The sequence below is a fragment of the Hymenobacter mucosus genome (assembly GCF_900188255.1).
GTDB lineage: Bacteria > Bacteroidota > Bacteroidia > Cytophagales > Hymenobacteraceae > Hymenobacter > Hymenobacter mucosus.
The window spans coordinates 43,726-66,205 of sequence record NZ_FZNS01000007.1 but is presented as its reverse complement, the minus strand read 5'-3'; the positions used below and the strand labels follow the sequence as shown (position 1 = coordinate 66,205).

Genomic DNA, 22,480 nt, shown 5'->3' with positions numbered 1-22,480 from the left:
TCTCCGTCTAATGAAACGCATTTCCCTATACCTGTTGGGCCTTCTGGGCACTGTGCAGCTGCTGAGCTCCTGCGAGAAAGAATACCTGGACGAAACTCCTAAGTCGCTTTACACCCCCCAAACTACGCTGGTTGACTCCCTGGGCTTCGAGGCCGCCATGGTTGGGCTGCAGTCGGTAGTGCGCGAGCAGTACACCTTCAGCGACCGGCAGGGCCTGCTCAGCACCATGCAAGTAGGCACCGACGCGGCCATTCCCGTGCTGTCAGCCATTGAGGGCATTGAAGTTCCCTACTACAACTACTCTCTAATGAACTCCCAAGATGGGGGCGCCGCGTATTACTGGAGCTGGGCGTACCGCACCATCAACAATGCCAACCAGATTATTGCCGGTACTACCACCACCGCTTCCCCAAGCTTGCGCCAAGGCTATAAGGACCGCATCAGCGCCGAAGCCCGCTTCTTCCGGGCCTACGCCTACAACTTTCTGGTAACGCTGTACGGCGGCGTGCCCCTGGTGCAAGAGCCCATAACCACGCCACGCCTGGATTTCACACGGGCGTCAGTAGAGGAACTGAACACCTTTATCATCAACGACCTAACTACTGCTGTGGCCACGCTGCCGCAGGTAAGTCAGCGCTCCATCAGTCAGCAGGCCCGTATTAACAAGGGAGCCGCTCAGCAACTGCTGGGGGAGGTATACCTACGGGCCGGCAAGCCCGAACTAGCCGAGCCACAACTCCAGGCCGTCATCAGCGGAGGCCAGTACAAGCTGATAACCGCCCGCTACGGCGTAAAGTCGACCCAGCCTGGCGACTACTACTCCGACATGTTTATCATTGGCAACCAGCGCCGAAGCCAGGGCAATACCGAGCTGATCTGGGGTATTGAGCAGCAGCTACTGGTGCCGGGCGGCGAAACGGCAGCCCAGCAGCGCCGCGTGTGGGTGCCTGGCTACTACAACATTCAGGGCATGCTGGTGGCCGACTCTCTGGGTGGACGTGGGGTAGGGCGCTTGCGCCTGAGCGACTGGGTGATTTACCGCCTCTACCGTAACGGCCCCGACATGCGCAACTCCAAGTACAACCTGCGCCGCCGGTTCTACTACAACAACCCCGCGTCGGCCAACTTCGGCAAGCGCGTAGTGGTAACGGGCTCCGACACGCTCCGGATTGCTCCCCATACGACCAAGTGGAATCAGTTTAACCCCAACGACGTGTTCGGCTTTGGCACCATCAAGGACTTAACCATGATGCGCCTGGGCGAGACGTATCTGCTGCTGGCCGAAGCGCAGTTTAAGCAAGGGAAAGTAGCCGCGGCGGCTACCAGCATTAATGTGCTGCGTACCCGCGCCCAAGCGGCTCAAGTAACGAGCAGCGACATATCCCTGGATTTTATCTTGGATGAGCGGGCCCGTGAACTGATTGGGGAGGAGCAGCGCCGCCTCACCCTCCTCCGTACCGGTACCCTAATCAGCCGGGTAAGCCGCCTCAATCCCACGTTTGTAACGGGTCTGACCCAGAAGAACCTACTACTACCCATTCCGCAGACAGAAATTGACTTGAACACGCAGGGACGCCTAGAGCAAAACCCCGGCTACTAGCCTCGCAACCGGTCATACAAACCAAGGCCCTTCACTACCAACAAAGACAGTTGGTGGCGAGGGGCCTTGGTGATGGAATAACATGCAACTAGTATAAGCTACTGTAAGGCTGTGTTGTAGCCGATTAGCCACCAGAGAGTAAGAAGAACCGTTCTGTTGAGCGCAGTAGAAGCAGGCCAGTTGGATTAAGTAACCACGTAGCGTGGCGGACGCGCGCCCCCTTCTACTAACAGCACCCGTGGCGTGTAGGGAGACAGTGCCGGTAAAGGCCACGTAACCAACTTCATATGGGACTAACCGCGTGAAAGCCTGCCTACTGCCGCTACCGTCGGGTTGGGGCGGCGGCTGGGCGGCTGGGGCGCGGAGGCTTCGCACGTGGTTTCCATTCCACAATGTACACGGGCTGGGCGGGTAGCTTTTCCATGGTTTCGCCGTCGCCCTGGCCCGTGCGCTGCACAAACAGGTTTACCACTCCTTCTTTTTGCCAGCGCTCCGTATCGTAGCTCGGCTCCCAGTTGCCCACCGAGGTGGTAGTCAAGTCTGTTGCGGTCCAATGGTTTTGCCGCAAATCGGCGCATTGGGCCAGGGAAGCTCGATCTTGTCGTTCCGTGTCGCGAAATAACAGGTAGGCCGCCGTTTTGTCCCCTTGAGTAGAAACCAGTAACTGAGGGCGCGAAATCGGAATTTTCTTAGTACCCACGCCACTCAGGCTGAATGGGGTAGTGCGCTGAGAAATTTGGGTGGTCTTCCAGTCTTTGCCCGATAAGTAAATCAACTGATACTGCGGCACTTGCGTACCCTGGGGGCGCCAGTAAGTAGCAATGTAGGGCATGCCGGCAGCATCCGTCGTAATGGAGGTTTGGTTGATTAGCTCGCTATTCTGCGGGATGCGGGCTGCATACTCGGCACTGGCTTCGGTGATGGGCAGCTGGTAGGTTTCGCCGGTGCTTTTCTGCCACGTCTTGCCCCCATCCAGGGAGCGGGCGTAGGCCATGTCGTGGTTGGAGGCCACGTTGGGCGACTCCCGCCACACCCAAGAAACGTGAATAGCGCCTTTCGGATCCAGGCAGGCCTGCCAATAAGCATTGCGCTTTCCCTGGCCATCAATAAGCACGCTGTGCAGGCGCGTCCAGGTTTGGGTGTGGGCCGTGTAGCGGTTCAGCACCATGTTGCCATTGCCGGAGCTACCGTCGCGGTACACGAATAGCAGGTCGCCGTTGGGGAAGCGGTGAAACTCGGGGTACGTCACGTTCTGCTCCTGTTGCCCAGTCATGGGCAGGAGGTCCGTCAGTTCTAGGCTGCCTGGTTTAGTGCTGCGGCAGTAGCGCAGCGGGTTGCCGTGGTGGTCGAAGGATACGTGCAGGTAGCCCTGCCCATCCACCATTAGGCTAATGACGTTGTGCGCATCCTGCACCTTGCCTTTGTATTTGGTCTGCTGCACCTGCCACGGCCCGGCCGGTAGGCGGCGCTTTGCCACCACTACGTACCCCACCGAATCGTAGTAGGCGGTGTACTGCTCACGCTGGTAGGTTACGACGGAGTTTTTGCGAAACACGGCTCCATTCACGTTGTTGCGCGCCCACCCGAGGCCCACGGGCGTTTGGGCAGCGGCCGGTTCGGTGAGCAAAGCAGCACCGCTGAGCAGTAGTAGAGAGAATAGGCGTGGATTAGGCATGAACAGGTAAAAGAGTTAGCGCGTTGCCCCTCAACGAATGCGAATGGTGCCCGGCGGGTCCGGGGGACTAGGCTTCGGTGGCCTGACGCTGATGGCAACCGTAACAACGGGGGCTTCAGGTGTGGCCCGCGTTATCTTGATTTCACCAATGGCATCCAGCGCAATACGGAGGTCGGCAGCGGCTACTGGCATGGCGTTTATGGTGTAACGCACTGGCTCTAGCAAGCCAAGGTCCTTGCCAACTGCGGACAGTGTGCGGCTTTTGATCTTAGTTTTCTGCTTGGATGCAATGTCAATAATGCCGTAGGTCACCAAATCATGCCACTGCGCGGGAGCATCGCCGCCTTTGTATACTACTATCTTCTTGATTTCCGCGGGCTGAATGCCATCTGGAGCAATAATCACCTCGGAATTCAGCAGGAAAATTGGCTGGGGTCGGGACTCAGTAACTCGCCTAACTGAAGCGGGAGGCACCCTATTTACCGTTGTATCCGCATTGGTGGTAACAACCTGCACAGTTGACGCATGAAGTTGCACCTGCGACTGTATGGGTGCCAGCGGCGGCTCTGGGGCGGTGCGTTGTGCTATGCTCAGCTGACTAGCACCGCAGCACAATACCATGCCCAATAGCTTCTTACCAAGAAAAACCTTGCTTGTCATGCAGCTTGCTATAACGTGGCTGAGTACGCCGCTAAAAGTATACTCTTATTCCTCATTGGGAGGCCCATTACATTACGGCTGCGGTTGCTTTGCATCAATCAGCCGCAGGGTGTAGCTGTAACTATACTTCTTGTCGAGCAGGCGGTACTGGTCGTGAGGCAGGGCACCCCAGCTGTTGTCGCCCCCTACGCCGCGCTGCTTCAGGTCTACTTGCATAGTCACGGCATTGCGCATTTTAACGTCGGTGGGGTGCTGCTGCTTTTTGCTGAGGCCGGGGTCCAGGTCTTCGGTACGGAAGGGCAATGCGCTAAAGCAAACGGGTTGCTGCTGGCCTTCCACGCGCAGCCCAAGGCCTTCCGCATTAGTAAGTGTAACCCAGCGCACATCGGTGCGGTAGCCATTCTCCTGGGGTCGGATGTAGTTGCGCGTAAACTGCCCATTCACCGAATCCTGGTAGGTACCCAGCAAAGCCGCCGTACTACGGTCGGAGTAGTTCTCGAAGGGCCCACGGCCGTAGTACTGAATGCGGTTGAAGCGGCGCGGCAGCTCCAGGCGCATTCCAAAACGGGGTAACTCGGGTAGGGCCTTGCCGCTGATATCCAGGGCGGCTGTTACTTGCACGGCTCCATCTGCCCCAACGAGGTAGTCTACCGTGTAAGGCGCGTCAATGTCGGTCAGTAAGTATTCTACCCTGATTGGCAGACCAGCCGCTGACTGCTGGCCAACCGTCACTTTCTGCACCTGGCGGGCGGCGTGGGCCGTGCGCCACGCACCCAAGCTCTGCGGCATGCCGCTGCCGAAATCATTATCGGTAGGGGCGCGCCAGAAGTAGGGCTCGGGAAAGCCATCCACCACCCGCTGGTTACGTAAGCGGTAGTCGGTCATGCGGCCTTGCTTGGTGTTGAACTCCCCCCTTACCTCGCCTGCCGTAAATGTCAGCTTATCACCTTCCTGCTTCACGGTGAGGGAGCCCGAAGAAGCAGCTGCCGGAGCCGCCGTGAAGTAAGTAGCAGCGGGTGTAAGCACAAACTGCTCGCGGGCTACTTCGTGGCCCGCCGGCACTAGTGGCGCAGCCGACTTCGTGAAGGCCATGACGTTGAGCACGTACTCGGCGCCAGCCTGGGGCGTATACGCGGGAAGTAGCAGCTGCACTTCTTTCTGCTGGCGGGCCGCCAGGGTACCCACCCGGAACGTACCCGTTTTCACGGCCGTACCGTTGCGCAGCAGCTCCCAGCGGAAGTCATACCCATCTAGGTTTTTAAAGGAGAAACCGTTGTGCACCGTTAGGCGCCCCCGAGCCGCGTTTTGCGCACTGAAGCGGATATCTTGGTACACTTTCTTCACTTCGTAGAGGCCCGGGTGGGGCGTACGGTCGGCGGCTATCAAGCCATTGGCGCAGAAGTTCTCGTCGTTTTGCAGGTAGTAGCCGCCCAGGTCGCCGCCGTAGGCAAAGAATGGCCGCCCATCGGTGGTTTTGGTTTGCAGGCCCTGATCAACCCAATCCCAAATAAAGCCGCCTTGCATGTGAGGCTTGCTCCGAATCAGGTCCCAGTATTCCTGAAAATTGCCCGAGCTGTTGCCCATAGCGTGCGAGTACTCGCACATAATGAAGGGGCGGGTTTTATCGGTAGCCGCGGCGTAGCGGCGCATGGATTCCATACTTGGGTACATGGGACACACGATGTCGGTGTTTTCCTGCTCGCCGGCCTGCTCAAACTGCACGGGGCGGCTGGGGTCGCGCTGCTTCACCCACTTGTAGGCGTCGTGAAATACCGGGCCATTACCGCATTCGTTGCCCAGGCTCCAGATGATGACGGAGGGATGATTCTTGTCGCGCTCCACGAGGCGCTCAATGCGGTCTAGATGAGCGGCCGCCCACTCGGGGCGGTAAGCGGGGTGCACTGTCTTGTCGAACCACCCCTGCAACTCAGCCCCGTAGCCGTGGGTTTCAATATTGGCCTCATCCACCAAGTAGAAGCCCAGCTCGTCGCAGAGGGCATACCACCGCTCGTCGTTGGGGTAGTGGGAGGTGCGCACCGCGTTGATGTTGAAGCGCTTCATCAGCTCCAAGTCTTTGCGCATGCCGGCCTCCGTTACTACTCGGCCGGTAGTTGGCTCCAACTCGTGCCGGTTTACGCCGTGCACTTCCACGGGCACGCCATTTACCAGCAACTGAGCATTCTTAATTTCCACAGTGCGAAAGCCAATTTTGCTGCCCGTCGCAGCCAATACTTTGCCCTGGGCATCTTCCAAGGTGAGGCGGCACTGGTAGAGTGTGGGCGTTTCGGCCGTCCAGGGGCGCACCTGCTTGATGTTTCCCGCCAGCTTGATGGTTTGCGTGCCGTTGGCAGCCACGCCAGCCACGCGCTGCTGCTGGCGCAACACCGATTTGCCCGCGGCGTCCAGCACTTCCACCGTCAGGCGCGCCGGAGTGCCCGCGGCTGGTGCAAAATTGCGCAGGGTTACATCGGCCGAGAACTGGCCGTTTTTGTAGCTAGGGTCTAGGGTGGCGTGGGTAAAGAAGTCCCAAATGGTTTGCTTCGGCAAGCTGTAGAGGTACACGTCCCGGTCGATTCCGGAAAGACGCCAAAAGTCCTGGTCTTCTAGGTAGCTACCGTCGTGCCAGCGCATTACCTGCACGGCCAGCTGATTTTCACCCGCCTGCAAGTAAGGCGTAATGTCAAACTCCGCTGGCGACTTGGCCACCTTACTCATCCCTACCCGCTGCCCGTTCACATACACTACCGCGTAGCCCGAGATAGAGCCAAACGAAAGGAGTACCTCGCGCCCGGCCCAGCCGGCCGGCACCGTAAACGCCCGCCGGTAGGTGCCCACGGGGTTGTCGCGAGCATCAATGAAGGGCTGGTTCTTAGGGAAGGGGTAGGTAATGTTGGTGTAGATGGGCGTGCCATATCCCTGAATTTCCCAGTTGGAGGGCACCGGAATCGTTTTCCACTTGGCATCATCGAAGCCGGGCTGGAAAAAGGTCGTCGGGCGCTCGGCGGGCCGGGCCACGAAATTAAACTTCCACGCCCCGTTCAATGACTGATGATAGGACGAGCGGCGGTAGTCATTGGACGTCACGTCGGCAGCTTGGTCGTACACCATAAAGCTGGCGTGACCTTTTTCCTTGTGCTCGTCAATTATGCGGGGGTTCTCCCACTCGTTGACGGCGGTTTGGGCGCGGGCAACGCTGGTAGCAAGTAAAACGGCGGCAGTAAGGAAGCGCAACGTGGCCATGAGGTGGGGAGTAAGCTGCAAAAGAACAGCATCTAAAAAAGGGCGTGCCCGCCGGCTGGGCAGACTAGATGCATCGGCAATACTAGCCTCTGAGGAACTGAAATCCGGGGGGCATTTTGGGAGATTGGGGGGTATGGATTCGGCACCAACCGCCAACACTACACCCCGTGGGCCTTCGCCTGATGCTGAGTATAGCCTCTCGCCCAAGCACTTACCTGCCAACTAGCTAGCGAATTTGCACCGCACTTCTGACCTGCATTAGGCCTAGCTACTCATTTGACAATCAATACTTTTATTCTCGCCATGATGGTACTTAGCTTCGCCTCAACCCGCCCTTTGCTTATGGAAGAAGTAGCTTTTCTGATGCGCTTAAAACCCGGCACGGCGCAGGAGTATGAACGCCGCCACGCCGAGCTTTGGCCCGAGCTAGCCGCCGCGCTGAGCACCGCCGGCATCCACGACTATTCTATCTACCTGGAGCCGGGTACAGGCTGGCTTTTCGGCGTGCAAAAGCGCCACGCCGGACACACGACTAACCAGTTGCCTACCCTGCCTATCATGCGCAAGTGGTGGCAGTACATGGCCGACCTGATGGAAACCAACCCCGACGACTCTCCCGTTGTGCAGCCCCTGCAACGGGTGTTCCACCACGATTAGGCCCTGACCGGCAAGCACCGTGCTTACCAGTCAGGGCCTGATGTGTGGGCGGGGTCAGTTACTTCAGCTCCAGCACTACCACCGATTTCGACGGCAGCGTTACGTTCAGCTTGTCGCCGCGCTTTTTGGCGCCTTTGAAAGCGGCCAGCTGAATGGTGTTGGGCTTATCGAAGGTGTTGTAGTCGCTCACGTTGCCCGAAGTCAGGATGCGACCCGACACGTTTTTCCAGCTGACGCCGGGTAGCGCCGTTTCCAGCGTCAGGGTTTTGTTGGGGTCGAGGTTCACGAGGGAAATGTGCACTGCTCCGTTCTTGTCTTTGGAGGCTGACGCGTTCAGCGCCGGAATTTTCTCGCCGTTCAGCACGTAATCGGGGCTGCTGAACTGCAAGGGCAGATACTGAGCATCTTGGTGCACCTGGTACAGGTCGAACACATGGTAAGTGGGCGTGAGCAGCATCTTTTCCTTTTCGGTGAGGATGACGGCTTGCAGCACGTTGATGGCCTGGGCCAAGTTGGCCCCGCGCACCCGGTCGCAGTGGTTATTGAAGATGTTGAGGGTAGTACCAGCCAGCAGGGCGTCGCGCAGGGTGTTTTGCTGGTATAGGAAGCCGGGGTTGGTTCCGGGCTCCACGTCGGTCCAGATACCCCACTCATCTACCAGCAGCGCCACCTTCTTTTCCTTGTCGTACTTGTCCATGATGGCGGCGTGCTTGGCCACAATAGCGTCCATCTTTAGGCCGTTGCGCAGGGTATTAAAGTACTGCTGCTCGTTGAAGCCCGTAGCCGAGCCTTTGCTACCCGACCAGCTGCCGGTGGGCAGAGTGTAGTAGTGCAGCGTGAGGCCCCACATTTGGTTGGTGGGAATGCGCTTCATACATACCTCCGTCCAGTTGGCGTCGTCGCCGTTGGCTCCACTCACAATTTTCTTCATGGGTGGTGCGCCTTCGTAGTTGTGGGCGAAGGTGGCGTAGCGCTTGTACACGTCGGTGTAGTACTCGGGCGTCATGTTGCCCCCGCAGCCCCAGCTTTCGTTGCCAATGCCCCACCACGTCACTTTGTAAGGCTCGGGGTGGCCGTTTTTGCGGCGCTCCTGCACCAGCGGGGTGTCTTGGTTGGCATTCAGATATTCCATCCAGCCGGCCATTTCCTGCACGGTGCCGCTGCCCACGTTGGCGGCCAGGTAGGGCTCGGTGCCCAGCAGGTCGCAGAGTTCTAGAAACTCGTGCGTTCCGAAGCTATTGTCCTCCAGGTTATTGCCCCACCACAGGTTTAGCATCTTGGGGCGCTGGGCGGTAGGTCCGATGCCGTCGCGCCAGTGGTAAGTGTCGGCGAAGCAGCCGCCGGGCCAGCGCAAGTTGGGTACTTTAATCTTCTTGAGGGCCTCTACCACATCCATGCGTAGGCGGCCTTTCTTGGGCACGTTCAGAGCGGGGTCAACCCAGATGCCGTCGTAAATGCAACGCCCCAAGTGCTCGGCAAATTGCCCCTGAATGTGCTTGCTGATGATAAGCTTCGGGTCGCCGGGCTGCACCGTCATTTGCACGGCTTGCGCCACGGAGAGTAGCGGGGCCAAGCTCAGGGCTGCTAGTAGCCCCAGGCGCTGGGTTTGTCGGCGCAGAAAGGAAGGTGCAGAAGTGGAGTGGTGGAGTGGAAAGGTGGGCATAGATGGAAAAAAGAGTGTGGTGGGATGTTAACAGAACAGAATAGAACTTGGGGTTACTGCGCATGTACAGGCAAAGCGGCTTGTAAAACCAATTGCCTCGAAGCAGTATGGTACTTTCCGGCTGTAAACTCGCACTTTTTTAGCACAATCGTTTGCGTAAGATTAGGACGAGCAGGTTCGAATGAGAGTAAGGTCAACCGTAGCTGTAGGGCTTTTGGCAAAGCAGGAAGGCCCAACGAGGCATAAAAAAAGCCGTGCGCGCGGCACCACCCCAGTGCTTGGCCAAGTTCCCACGCCTGCCAAGCCCCTGCTTCTAGTAGAAGCCGAGCCATTCCCTTTCCCCGACCTCCTCATTTCCCCTAACAGAATGAAGGCTACGGAGCAATGTGCTCTGAGTAGTGCCGCGCAGTGCACGGCAAGTTGGACTGATCTTTATCAGAATCAGCGTGATTACTTGAATAGAATAGCCTTGGTAGTACCATCAGCAAACGATACCTGCGCGCGGTCATCGGTAGCTGAGTAAACTACCTTCTTCACGGGCAGCAACTCCTCCGTTCGCCATGGCTGGCCCGACTTTTTCCAGAGCAGCAGCGTTGCGTAGAGGGGAGCAGTAGCTGCCGCCGGGGCCAAGGTAGCAGTGGCATTTATAACCGTGCTAGCAGGCTTCACCGGATGCAAACCGGTAGCATCCACCACTTCTGGCGCCGACCACCCACTGAGGGTAACCATAGCCAGTTGGTACGTGCCATTATCAATGAGTTGCACAGGGTGTCCCTTCACCCGGCGCGTCTCCCGTTTGATGGTGCCCGTGAGGTTGGGCAGAGCGTAATGACCCAGCCGCATGGGCGCCGAACCCGTGCCCACACTCTTGTCTACCCGTAGAATGCCGTTGGGCAAGGGTAAGTCAGCCAGCTGCAAGCGAATAGTTTTGTCGGATTCCAGTTCGGCGGCGCGGTAATACACCCCATCCTCGTACTTTCTGAACGTAAACAGGCGCAGGGGCTCCCACTGCTTGTCCTTGTTTTTGAAGACGTAGTTCATGGCTACCTCCCCATTGGGGCCATCGGCTTGCCAAGGAAACGTGCTGCTGTAGCTCAGGCGATTGTAGCTCTCGTTACCCCGGTAAGGGTCAGTGATGCTACGGTCGGCCGCGGTCCGAATTTCGGCGGCACCCACGTTGGGGTAGTCGGTAACGAGGATATTGGGGCCGGGCTCAAACAGATTGAACACAGTGCCAGGAGCCAGCTCTTTCCCCCAGGGGCCCTCGTTTTCGGTAGCCGTCCAGAAAGGAGAATCGGCCGGTACGAGCAGGCCCAGAAATGCCTTGCCCATCCAGTACACGCTGCCCCGGCAACTATAGGCCTGCACGGCTGGCTCGAAGGCACCGTAGAACCCCAGGGTGGGCACGTTGTCCTGCAGAAACTGGGGGTTTTGCAGAAACTGCAAAATGGCGCCCGACGCAATGCGCCGCATCCAGCCGAAGTTGGTGCCTGGCACCGGCTGCAACCCCATCAGCGGGAAGGGCACCACGGCCCCAAACCGATAGGTAATGCTGCGGCCCCACATAATCATGCTGCCGTCGCGCCCAAACATATAGGGGTAGTTGTTGACTAGCGGGGCGAAGTTGGCCGTGAGTTGCTGCGCTACCTGGGGGTAGTGCTGCCGCCCGTAGTACTCCGACCACAGCCGGCCATACATCTGGAAGGCCCACATGCTATAGTAGTCGAAAGCCGGTGCATCGTCGTACCAGCCCTCGCCGCGGTAGTGCATAAGCTGCTTTTGCAGGTATTCCTCCAGCAGCTTTTCGTTGACCTGATAGCCCCGGCTCTTGAAAAAGCTGAGGATGAAGATGTTGAAGTAGCGCCAGTTTTGGGGCACCGTTGGCCCGTCGCCGTAGCTGAGCATAGTGGCCGCTAAGGCCGCCTGGGTAGCCTTGGGCAACGGGTCCCACAAGATTTCGGGGGCGGCAAACAGAGCTACGGCTAAGCCGCCAAACTCTACTAGGTTCTGGCTGGGGCCACCATTTGCGGCCCGGGGCTTGATGTAGGTGTCGCTCTGCGGGTCAACCAACCGGGTCAGTTGGTGCCGGTAATAGTCGCCCACCTGAATGCCGTTGAGCGTCAGGCTGGGGTCTTCCTTGAGCAAGGGGGCTGCCATGAACAGCGTACGACACAGACCTTCCAGCTTTTCCGTGGGCACTTGGCCCTCATTGCGCGGGTAGCTTTTGCCCGGTTGCTTCGGAAACTGCATGGGGTCGTTGAGGGTGCGCACGTAGCTGAACGCCCCGCTAAGCAGGTAGCGCGCGGCGTCCTGCCAGTGCTTGCGCGTCATGCCCGTAAAGGGGCTGCGCTGCCGATCCGGCTGCTGCACCTCAAACCGGGGCAGCTTGCTTGTGGGGGCTACTACCGTCGTAGTGAAGGCAGTGGGCGCCGGAGTTTGCGCCCCTACCCCGCCCCCGCTGCTCACTCCGGCCAGCAACAGCACCAACCGACCACGACCGGGAGCCTGCTTCAGTGCTTGAAGAGCACCCGCAAGCAAACTAGTAAGGGGCGGGGTAGGCAGGGGCATACGCGGGTTAGTTGGATTTACGGGCTTCGCCCTCGACTTTCACGACGTCCAGAATGGGCTTATCTACGCCTACTAGCTGGCTTTGCTCAGACTTAAGCAGTTCCAGAACCACCACTTCATTGGTGCCTTTCTTGAGCCACTCGGCCGGGGCGTACAGAGTTTGCTGGGGGCCTACCTCCCAGTAGCGGCCTAGGTTGTGCCCATTCAGCCACACAACGCCCTTGCCCCACTGGCTCATATCCAAGTACGTATCGGCGGGAGTGCCTACCGTAAACGTGCCCTGGCGCAGCACCGGGCCGCTTTTCAGGCCGGCGCCTGTTTTGCCGGCCGGTGCCTTCATGGTCTTGGCAATGTCATCGAAGGGCAAGCGGTAGTGCTGCCAGTTCCGCACTTCGGCACCCGCAAAGCGTACTTGCTCGGTGATGCCTTTACGGTTCTGCGTCAGAAATGGACCGAAGTTGAGGCGGCCCAGATTTTCTACCAGAATGTCCAGCGTGACGGTGCCTTTGGGGAGCGTGAGCTCCACCTGGTCCTCGCCCTTGCGCCGATCCAGCACGGCCACCCGTTCCCCGTTCACCATCACAACAGCGTAGTCGCGCAGCTCTTTTAGCTGCAACGTGCCCTTACGCCCGCCCGCTAGCGTGGTGCGGTACAACACAAAGCCATAGGCCTGGTGCAGGGCCTCAAACGACTGGGGCTGGGCGTTTATTACCGGCTGGGGTAAGCGGCTCAGCACACTCACGGGGGCACCCATGCTAATGGCGGGTAGGCGCATGGTGGGCTTAGCGGGCGGCACCGGGGGCAGCGTAGCGCCAGCCGGTAGGTATTTGGCAATTACTTCCCGGAACGCCTGAAACTTGGGCGTGGCGTTGCCCGCCTCATCCAAGGGGGCGTCGTAGTCGTAGCTGCTGGTTTGGGGTTCAAACTTGGTGTCGCCGCCTTTGTAGTTAGCTCCGTTCATGAAGCCGCGGGTGGTGCCCCCGTGGAACATGTACATGTTGATGGAAATACCTGCTGCCAGCACCGAATCGAGGCGGGGCGTGTACTTCTCGGCCGGCACTGTGTGGTGCGGCGTGCCCCACCAGTCGAACCAGGCCGGGTACCACTCCGCAATATAGAAAGGTCCTTTGCCGCCGTGGTAGGTGCGCACCAGTTGTTTCACCTTGCGCGGATCGTCCCAGCCGTTTACGGCAGGCAACAAGCCAGGTAGGTGGCCTTCCTTCACCTTTTCGCCAGGGTCACAGGTATAGAGCAAGCCATCGAAGCCTGCTTGCTGAAACATCGTGCGGTTCAGGGCCAGATAATCCTTGTCGTTGGAGTAGAAGCCGTACTCGTTTTCCACTTGCACCATCAGCACGGGCCCACCGTGGTTGACCTGCAAAGGTGCCAACTGCTTAGCTACTTCCTTCAAATAGCGCCCGTAGGCCGCCAGGTACTTGGGGTCTTTGCTGCGTACTACTAGGCTCGCGTCTTGCTGCAACCAGTAGGGGTAGCCGCCAAATTCCCACTCGGCGCACACGTAGGGACTGGGACGGAGCACCACCCACAGGCCTTCTTCCTGCGCCATGCGCACGAAGGCCGCAATATCATGATTGCCGCGGAAGTCGTACTGCCCGGGCTCGGGCTCGTGCACGTTCCAGAATACGTAGGTGCCAATAGTATTAAGGCCCATGGCCTTAGCCATGCGCATGCGCTGGCGCCAGGCCTCGCGCGGTACGCGGGGGTAGTGCAGCTCACCCGAAATCATCTGAAAGGGCTTGCCATCCAGCAGGAAATCATTGTCTCCCAGCGTAAACGTATGCTGCGCGGCAGTAGACTTAGGTCGAGCTGCTGGTTTGGTTTGTGCGGTTGCCGCGTAGGTTAGGCTCAGGCTGCTTAGTAGCACGGCCCCAGCAAAATGCTTCCCTATCATCACGTACTAAAGTTGTGTGTGGTGAGTTTGTGAAAAGCGTACGTCCCTCCCGCTCCCAATAAGTACGCGTAGATTGACTGGCTTTGTTATGATAAAAACAGCCAGCACTGGGTGCTAAACCGCAAAATCCTGCTTGAATAGGCGTGTTCAGCCAACAGTGCCCTAACAGAGTAGGTAGGTCGAGTGATATCACTTCATCATCCTACTGTGAAAGTGGCGCTGCCTTTAGGGGTACCGCGCCCAAATTACCAGCCCGAAGCATTCTCATGCCTTACGGGGTAGCAGGTTGCTCATGAACCTTTGGCGGGCAAGTAATAATCATGATGATCAAAGGTAGAACTAGCTCTAGGGACGAAACGGGGATAATTCCACCGAAAGGAGGGGGTAAATTGGTACAAACCGCCAGAAGCAGCTCTCTACTGAACTCCTTTGCCTAGCACGCCGCTACGGGATAGTAGTGCGCAGACGCTGGTAAATGCATGGTTTCGGGCGCGTATTAATGAGTAGCCAACTACGCGACAGATAGGCTACAATACTTATGGACACCGACTTCGGCATCTGGTTGCCTACACCGCTTCATTGCTTACTTGGCTAGATGCAATGGTAGCCCAGTTTTCTATTCAGCAGCTACCGGAATAAGGCATCGTTATTATCTTAATTTATATAATTTTTACAATAATTCATTGAATTTTTAATTGCTTAGCTTAAGAAGAATTGACGAATTCAGCCCCCTTTTTCGCTGGAAAGATGGCCGTTGTCGGCTCCTAGGAGCCTGTACTTTTACTCCACCCTAAATCGGTGCCCAGCTTGGTATGTGCAGCTTCTCCGCGGCCACCGACTCCTCGAGCTACTCTCTTTTCTTCCCACCCTGCGGGTTTCGGCCGGCAGTTAGTCCCCTTAGCGTATGAAAACAAAATCTATTCTCCTCTGCGGAGCTCTACTGCCCTTAGTAGCAGCTCCTGTTGCGGCAAATGCCAGTTCTCGGACTACCTCCACAACAGCTCAGCCTTCTACCGTGGCCGATACACCCATAACAGGTACGGTGCTGGATGAAAAAGGCGAGGGCATGCCCGGCGTTACCATTGTGTTGCAAGGCACCACAGTGGGCACAATCACCGATGAGAATGGACGTTTTACCCTGCGCATCCCAAGCGGCACGGTAGGCGCCAAGCTGATTATCACGTCCGTGGGCTATAACCGCCAGGAAATAGTAGTGGGCGAACAAACCACCCTCACGGTGAAGATGGCCGCCAACACGCAGCTGCTCGACGAGGCCGTGGTAGTTGGCTATGGTAGCCAGGAAAAACGAGCCGTGACCAATGCCGTGACCACCGTGGAGGGTAAGGAACTAGCCAAGCTCACCGTGAGCGACGTGGGCTCGGCGCTGCAAGGCAAAGCTTCGGGTGTGACGGTAGTGGGCGCGGGCTCCGAGCCGGGCAGCCAGCCGCAAATTCTGATTCGTGGCATCTCGACTATCAACGGCAACAGCCCCCTGTACGTAGTTGATGGCCTGCCCGTCAACAACATCAACTATCTTAACCCCAAGGACATTGCCACCATATCCGTGCTGAAAGATGCGGCTTCGGCGGCCATCTACGGTTCGCGGGCGGCCAACGGGGTAGTGCTGATTACCACCAAAACGGGCTCCCAAGGCGAGCCCGTTGTTACGGTAGATGCCACCACTGGTGTGTCGGACCCCACGCGCCTCCCCGATATGGCTTCGGCCAGCGAGTACGCCCGCATCATGAACTTAGCGGCCACCAACTCGGGGCAGCCAGCCGTGTACCCCAACCCCGGCTCGTTTACGGAAACCACCAACTGGTGGAAGCAGATTGCCCAGCGGGGCATCACCCAAAACTACTCGGTAGGCCTGTCGGGCGGGAGCGAAAAAGTGCTGTATTCTACGGGTCTGAGTTACTTTAAGGAGCGCGGCCTGGTAAAAGGCTCCGATTTCGACCGCCTGTCGTTGCGCGTGAAAACGCAGTACCAGGCCGCCAAGCGCCTGAAGGTGGGCCAGGACCTGAACCTCACCATGACTACCCAGAACTACCTCAATAGCGGTAGCTTGTTCCGGGATGCATTCAACGACGACCCTATTACCAGACCCCGTGTGGAGGGTACCTCGGGCAACCCCTACGATTACTACGGTGTTTCACCCACCGACATCGGCAACCCCCTCGCTACCATAGAGCGCAACGACGACAAGCGTAACCAGTATTCCTTGGTTGGGAATATATATGCCAACTATGAGTTCTTGCCGGGCTTGGTTGCTGAAACTCGATTTGGCACCAACACCAGCATTTATGAGCGCAATGCGTTCTACCCCTTCTTCAACATTGATGTGAATGAGCGCAATCTCGTCAACTCGGTGACGCGGGAGCACAACCTGACCATCTATTGGAATAATACCAACACGCTGACGTACACCAAGTCGTTTGGTGACCACAACCTGACGGCCCTGGGCGCCGTGACCCTAGAAAAGTTTGACACCCGCACCCAATCGGGTTCGGGCCAGGCCATCCCCAGCAACGACCCCAGCTTGCGCTACCTCGACGCGGCCACCGCCAACTACAGCGCCTACGGCAACGACTACATCAACACCATTGCCTCGCTGATTGGGCGCGTCAACTACGACTTTAAGGGGCGCTACCTGCTGTCGGCCAGTGTGCGGCGTGATGCAGCCTCAGTGTTTCCGGAAAGCAACCGGTGGGGCACCTTCCCCTCCGTGTCGGCGGGCTGGCTAGTGTCGGAAGAGTCTTTCCTGCAAGACGTGGAGCAGCTAAATTTCTTTAAGCTGCGCGCCAGCTGGGGCCGGGTAGGTAACCAGAACATCAGCAACACGGCCTTCATCGGAACCCTGGCCAAAACGTACTACGTGACCGGCGAGGACCCCACGGCGCAGGTAGCAGTAGTACAAAGCAACGTGCCCAACACCGACGTGAAGTGGGAAACAGTGGAGGACTACAACGTGGGCGTTGACCTGGGCTTTTTGCAGAACCGCCTGACGGTAACGGCCGACGTGTTTCGGCGCAACACCTACGACATGCTCATGTACCAGGCCATTCCGGCCCACGTAGGTGCCGGCTACAACAGCCCCATCACCAACGTAGGCAGCCTGCACACCAACGGTTTCGACTTCACGGTGGGCTATGCCAAGTCAACGGGAGCCTTTACTTATGGCCTGAGCGTAAACGGCACGCGGGCTATCAGCAAGATAGATGAGCTAGCCAACGGCCAGGCCCTGTACTCGGGCAACACCCCCATCTTTGGGCGTCCCTCCAAAACGGAAGAAGGCGGCTACGTAGGTGCATATTATGGCTACCAAACCGAAGGCATTTTCCAGAACCAGGCCGAGGTAGCAAACTACCGCACTACCGATGGTAAGGTGATTCAGCCGAACGCGGTACCAGGTGATTTTCGCTTTGCCGACCTCAACAACGACGGCGTGATTGACGCCAAAGATCAGAAGTTCATTGGCAACCCCACGCCGGATTTAACCTTCGGTGTCAACCTCTCGGCAGGCTATTGGGGCTTCGACCTGCAAGCCTCATTGGTGGGTAGCCTGGGCAACGACGTGGTGAATGCCAACAAGGGCTGGTGGTACTCGGGGAGCTATAACTACAACAAGATTGCGGGCCTCGAAGACCGGGCCTGGCACGGCGAAGGCACCTCTAACACGGTTCCGCGCATTGCGGCCAATGACAACAACCAGAACCTCACGCGCTTCTCGACCTTCTACGTGGAAGACGGCTCGTACGCCCGCGTCCGCAATCTGCAGTTGGGCTACACCTTCAACAAGGGCTTTGTGAACACGTTGCGCATGTCCAGCCTGCGCCTGTACGTGAGCGGCCAGAACCTGTTCACCTTCACGAACTACAGCGGCATCGACCCCGAAATTGGCTACGGCCGCTCCTACACCGATGCTGCCTCGGCCCTGAACCGTGGTGTCGACCTGGGTAACTACCCTACTACCCGCACCTACTTGATCGGCGCCAACATCACTTTCTAATCCTTCCCACCCGCCCCTGTCATGAAAAAATACTGCCTATACCTGAGCCTAGCGCTGGGCCTAAGCTTGCAAAGCTGCGAGGACTTCCTAACGCAAACCCCCAACGGCCAGCAAACGACTGCCAACTTCTACACGAACGCCGAAGAATGCACCGCCGCCGTGATGGGGTGCTACGCCCTGACGGACCAAGATGACTGGTGGAAGATTGACCGCAGCCGCATGTTCGGCGACGCGGGCTCGGACGACGCCTGGAAGGGTAACGCCATTGCCGGCGACCAACGCGAGTTTGGTGACTTTTCCCGCTTCTTCTGGCTACCCAACAACGAGTGGTTCGATAACCGCTACACCTTCATTTTCCAAGCCATTGGCAACTGCAACGCAGCCTTGGCGGGCATTGAAAAAGCCCCTATTGATGCTGCGCTAAAGCAGAAGCTACTGGGCGAGCTGAAATTCATCCGGGCCTACAACTACTTTGAGCTGGTGAAGGGCTACGGCGGCGTGCCCCTGGTGCTCACTACGCTGACGCCTGCCGAAGCCCTAGCCGTGCCGCGCGCCTCGGCGGCCGATTGCTACGCTCAAATTATCAAGGATTTGCAGGAAGCCGCTGCGGCCCTACCCGAGAAGCGTGACCGGCCCGGTGCTGAAAAAGGCCGCGCTACCAAAGGCGCCGCCAACGCCTACCTGGCCAAGGCCTACCTCTACACCGAACAGTGGGCCCCGGCTCAGCAAGCTGCGGAGGCAGTTATGAACTCGGCCCAGTACAACCTAAACGACGAGTTCAGCTACGTGTGGAACGTAAACAACCACAACGGCAATGAGTCGATTTTTGAGCTGAACTACAGCCCCAACCAAACCTTTAACCTAGGCACTTCGCTCACGGTGGTAATGCGTAGCCGTGCCGACGGCGGGTGGGGCTTCAACACCCCATCTAGCAACCTGGAGCAAGCTTTCCTTCGCGAAAATGACCCGCGCCTGAAATGGACCATCATCCGGCAGGGCGACAGCGTAGGAACCGCCACGGCCAACTTTGACTACTCGAACTACAACACCAAGCCTTCGGAAAACGAATCGGGCCGTACGAGCCGCAAAATGTTCGTACCCCTGGCCGACCGCCCCGCCAACGAGCGGGAGCACGCCCCACTCAACCGCATTGAGATGCGCTACGCCGACTTGCTGCTGATGCACTCGGAGGCTTCGTACCGCTTAGGGCAGGAGACCAAGGCCCTCTCTTCGCTTAACCTGGTGCGGGCCCGCGCCAACCGCCTGCAGCCCGGCACGGTGCTTCCTCGTCGGTCTACTGGCGCGCAGCTGCTCAACGACATCTGGCTGGAGCGCCGCTTGGAGCTGGCCATGGAAGGCCACCGCTACTACGACCTTGTGCGCCAGCATCGCCTAGTAGCCGTGATTCGAGCCTTCAATGCCTACCAGGCCACCAGCACCGACCCCTACGACAAAGGGAAACTGAAAGACCAGATTTCGGAAAGCAACAACCTGTTTCCGATTCCTACAAACCAGATTCAGCTTTCGGGCGGCGTAGTAACACAAAACCCTGGCTACTAAGCAACGGCACAATTCGCCCGGCGCAGATTGAGTTTGCGCCGGGCGAATTTATGTTAACGTCTGCTTACTACTTCACTCTGCACACCTGCCAACTGGAGCGCAGTGCTTTTTCACTACTCCTCCTGCGGGGCTTGGCTACCCACTTTCTGTAGCCAGGTGGCTGGGCTACCGTTTCATTTCGTTTATTATGCTTCACTTTCTGAGGTGTCTGCCCACAGCGCTGGGCCTTGGTTGGGGTGGGCTGGTGCTGGCTACTAGTTCGGCTGTTGGCCAGCAAGCTCCCGCGCCATCCGTACTTACCGTGCGTATTAACACAAGGCAGCCCCAGCAAACCATTGCCAACTTCGCGGCTTCCGATGCCTGGGCCTGTCAGTTTGTGGGCACTTGGCCGGCGGCCAAAAAAGAAGCCATTGCCGACTTGCTGTTTAGTACCGAAAATGGGCCTGGCGGCCAGCCCAAAGGCATTGGTCTTTCGCAGTGGCGCTTCAATATCGGGGCGGGCAGCGCGGAGCAGGGTGAGCAAAGCGGCATAAAAGACGAATGGCGACGCGCCGAGTCGTTTTTAACGCCCGCGGGTACCTACGACTGGGACCGGCTGGCCGGGCAACGCTGGTTTTTGCAAGCCGCGCGGCGGCGGGGTGTGCAACAGTTTTTGGGCTTCCTAAATAGTCCCCCCGTGTCGCTCACGCGCAACGGTAAGGCCTACGCAACGGCCAAGCAGCCCAATCTGGCACCCGACCGCCATACGGACCTGGCTACCTACTGCGCCCGCGTACTTGAGGGCGTGCGCCAGCGCACGGGCATTACCTTCGACTACCTCAGCCCAGTAAACGAACCGCAATGGGACTGGAGCGACGGTGGTCAGGAGGGCACGCCCTTCCGAAACGAAGACATCACTGGTATTTGCAAAGCCCTCAGCGCGGCGCTGGTTGCCAACAAATTGCCTACCCAACTCCTCATTACCGAGGCCGGCAAGCTAGACTACCTCTTCAGCCCCGCCGACAAGCCCGAACAGGGCGACCAGATAGGCGCTTTCTTCGGCAACGCTACGGCCCCCACGTACTTAGGTAATACGCCGCGCGTTGCCCGTATCATAGCGGGACACAGCTACTTCACTACCTCACCCCAAACCCAGGCCGTAGCCACGCGTCAGCAGCTAGCCGCCCGGGTATCTGCCACCGACAAGCTGACCTATTGGCAATCAGAATACTGCATTCTGGGCGATAATGCCGGCGAAATCAACGGCGGCCCGCGCGACTTGGGCATGACGCCGGCCCTCTACCTGGCCCGCGTAATTCACACCGACCTAACCGTAGCCAATGCGGCGGCTTGGCAGTGGTGGCTCGCCATTTCACCCTACGACTACAAAGACGGCTTAGTGTACGTCGATAAAAACAAGACGGATGGAGCCTTTTACCCCAGCAAAATGCTGTGGGCCCTGGGCAATTTCAGCCGTTTTGTGCGGCCCGGCGCCGTACGCCTAGCTACCCAACTCGACCAGAGCCCTGCCGGTGCGCCGCTGGTATCGGCCTACCGCAGCCCCAACGGGCGACAACTGATAACGGTGGTAGTCAATGAGGGTGCGGCTCCGGCAACCCTGCGTCTTGTAGTATCTGGGCAGCGGCTGGGCTCCGGCCAGCCCTATGTTACCTCGGCTAGTGCTAGTCTGCAGCCTGGTCCGCCAGTACCCGCCACCCAGGCCTTGCGCGTAGCGCCACACTCCATCACCACCCTGGTAAGCACGTTGCGCTAGTTCTTTGCTTAATCCTCCCTGTCTGCTGTGTTATCAGACTTTTGGCTTTACTTCCGACTGGAAATTTCATTTGGGCGACGTGAAGGGCGGTGAGCTACCTGCTACTAACGATCAAGCCTAGCGCCGCCCTCCACCTTACGCTTAGCCGGCACCCCTCGCACCCTACGCCCAAGCCCCGACCGCATTACTCTTGCCACCAAAAACAATGGGGCAGCACCGCTGGAACTTTCCATCGTAGACCAAGTGGGCGCGCCGGTACCCGACGCCAACACCGAAGTAACGGTACGCGTGAACAAGCCCGCCCGGCTGCTGGGAATCGAAAGTGGTGCTCATGCCAGCCATGAGTTCTACACTGGGCCGCGCCGCCACGCCTACCAAGGTTGGTGCTCATATAGGTGTAAGCTACGGGTGCGGGTCCTATTCAAATTCTGATGACCGGGCTCCCTGCCCAAACTATTGCGCTACTGGCCAAGTAGTCTCTGGGTACAGGGCGTTATGTAAGCAAAGCACTTGGCCTAGCCCGAATGGGTTCGTGGCCCTATACTCTCGCGGCAAGGCAGTATGCTGACGTGCTTGGCGGTGCCTTGTTAGTAAGCCAATGGCTTACGTAAGTAAGGTGCCACCGGGCACCAGCGCAGCCGTTTAACACTACCTCACCTGCTCAGGGTGCTTCGTTTACTGCCTTACTGCTCAGCGGGCTAGGCATATTATCAAATCATTTTTCGCCTTTCCGTTACGACCAGGAGCGGGGCTTTTCTATTGTACATACTCCAGCTTAGGACAGCCAGTTTTCTTCTCTTTAATACGTATAGTCCTACTCTGAAATCAGCTTACTATAATTAGTATAGCAGAATAGAAAAAGAGCACCGAAAGGCGAATTGGATTATAGTAGGTTTGTGGGACTACCAACAATAGCCTGCGCTGCCGTCTTTCGAGGATATGCGTGCGTAAGCACCCTGTGATACTACTCTATTTAGTATTGCCTGCACTAAGTATATTCGTGCTCCAAGACCACTATAAGCGGTTAAATTAGAACGGCGCTTTCACCGCTAACATGGGAGCTTCAAGACAAATTACCCGCTCAATTGCTGCTAGAAGTGGGGTCAAAAGATGCCTACTACTGCATATTATAATTAATCCTTAGTTTTGTTTTAGAATTCTTGTTCTCAAAAGCCACATGAAG

At 57.9% G+C, this 22,480-nt stretch carries 11 protein-coding genes and 1 pseudogene; 6 read left to right on the top strand and 6 right to left on the bottom strand.

Annotation, left to right across the window (positions count from 1 at the left end; translation table 11 throughout):
* The first annotated feature begins 10 nt into the window (after positions 1–10).
* Complete coding sequence (locus CHB83_RS16575; protein WP_089333418.1) at positions 11–1,600, top strand: RagB/SusD family nutrient uptake outer membrane protein; 1,590 nt, start codon at positions 11–13, stop codon at positions 1,598–1,600.
* A gap of 322 nt (positions 1,601–1,922) precedes the next feature.
* Here the strand turns inward: CHB83_RS16575 and CHB83_RS16570 are convergent, their stop codons facing one another.
* The 3 genes from CHB83_RS16570 to CHB83_RS16560 form a co-directional block, all read right to left on the bottom strand.
* Positions 1,923–3,275, bottom strand: a complete 1,353-nt coding sequence (locus CHB83_RS16570) for a BNR repeat-containing protein (RefSeq protein ID WP_089333417.1) — start codon at positions 3,273–3,275, stop codon at positions 1,923–1,925.
* A gap of 30 nt (positions 3,276–3,305) precedes the next feature.
* Complete coding sequence (locus CHB83_RS16565) at positions 3,306–3,680, bottom strand: hypothetical protein (RefSeq protein ID WP_089333416.1); 375 nt, start codon at positions 3,678–3,680, stop codon at positions 3,306–3,308.
* A 327-nt stretch (positions 3,681–4,007) separates the two neighbouring features.
* A complete protein-coding gene (locus CHB83_RS16560) occupies positions 4,008–7,175 on the bottom strand; it encodes a glycoside hydrolase family 2 TIM barrel-domain containing protein (protein WP_089333415.1) in 3,168 nt (1,055 codons plus the stop codon).
* 276 nt (positions 7,176–7,451) lie between these two features.
* Between CHB83_RS16560 and rhaM the strand changes: the two genes are divergently transcribed.
* Positions 7,452–7,832 carry an L-rhamnose mutarotase gene (rhaM, locus tag CHB83_RS16555; RefSeq protein WP_317044796.1) on the top strand — a complete coding sequence of 127 codons (381 nt, stop codon included), beginning with the start codon at positions 7,452–7,454 and terminating at the stop codon, positions 7,830–7,832.
* 58 nt (positions 7,833–7,890) lie between these two features.
* Here rhaM and CHB83_RS16550 read toward each other — a convergent pair whose 3' ends face one another.
* From CHB83_RS16550 to CHB83_RS16540, 3 genes are all read right to left on the bottom strand, one after another.
* Positions 7,891–9,495, bottom strand: coding sequence for an alpha-N-arabinofuranosidase (locus tag CHB83_RS16550; protein WP_089333413.1), 1,605 nt, complete (start codon positions 9,493–9,495; stop codon positions 7,891–7,893).
* 450 nt (positions 9,496–9,945) lie between these two features.
* Positions 9,946–12,063, bottom strand: coding sequence for a DUF2264 domain-containing protein (locus CHB83_RS16545; protein ID WP_089333412.1), 2,118 nt, complete (start codon positions 12,061–12,063; stop codon positions 9,946–9,948).
* A 7-nt stretch (positions 12,064–12,070) separates the two neighbouring features.
* Entirely contained in the window at positions 12,071–13,975 is a 1,905-nt protein-coding gene (locus tag CHB83_RS16540) for a glycoside hydrolase family 35 protein (protein ID WP_089333411.1), read from the bottom strand.
* 904 nt (positions 13,976–14,879) lie between these two features.
* Here CHB83_RS16540 and CHB83_RS16535 point away from each other — a divergent pair.
* The 4 genes and pseudogenes from CHB83_RS16535 to CHB83_RS24410 form a co-directional block, all read left to right on the top strand.
* A complete protein-coding gene (locus tag CHB83_RS16535) occupies positions 14,880–17,984 on the top strand; it encodes a SusC/RagA family TonB-linked outer membrane protein (RefSeq protein ID WP_089333410.1) in 3,105 nt (1,034 codons plus the stop codon).
* Between the two features lie 21 nt (positions 17,985–18,005).
* Entirely contained in the window at positions 18,006–19,544 is a 1,539-nt protein-coding gene (locus tag CHB83_RS16530; protein ID WP_089333409.1) for a RagB/SusD family nutrient uptake outer membrane protein, read from the top strand.
* A 187-nt stretch (positions 19,545–19,731) separates the two neighbouring features.
* The gene (locus CHB83_RS16525; RefSeq protein WP_089333408.1) at positions 19,732–21,297 is read left to right on the top strand and encodes a glycoside hydrolase; all 1,566 of its coding nucleotides are present in this window, start codon (positions 19,732–19,734) and stop codon (positions 21,295–21,297) included.
* A gap of 177 nt (positions 21,298–21,474) precedes the next feature.
* Positions 21,475–21,729 (top strand): annotated as a pseudogene (locus CHB83_RS24410) (hypothetical protein); the annotation flags it as partial.
* Positions 21,730–22,480: the final 751 nt, after the last annotated feature.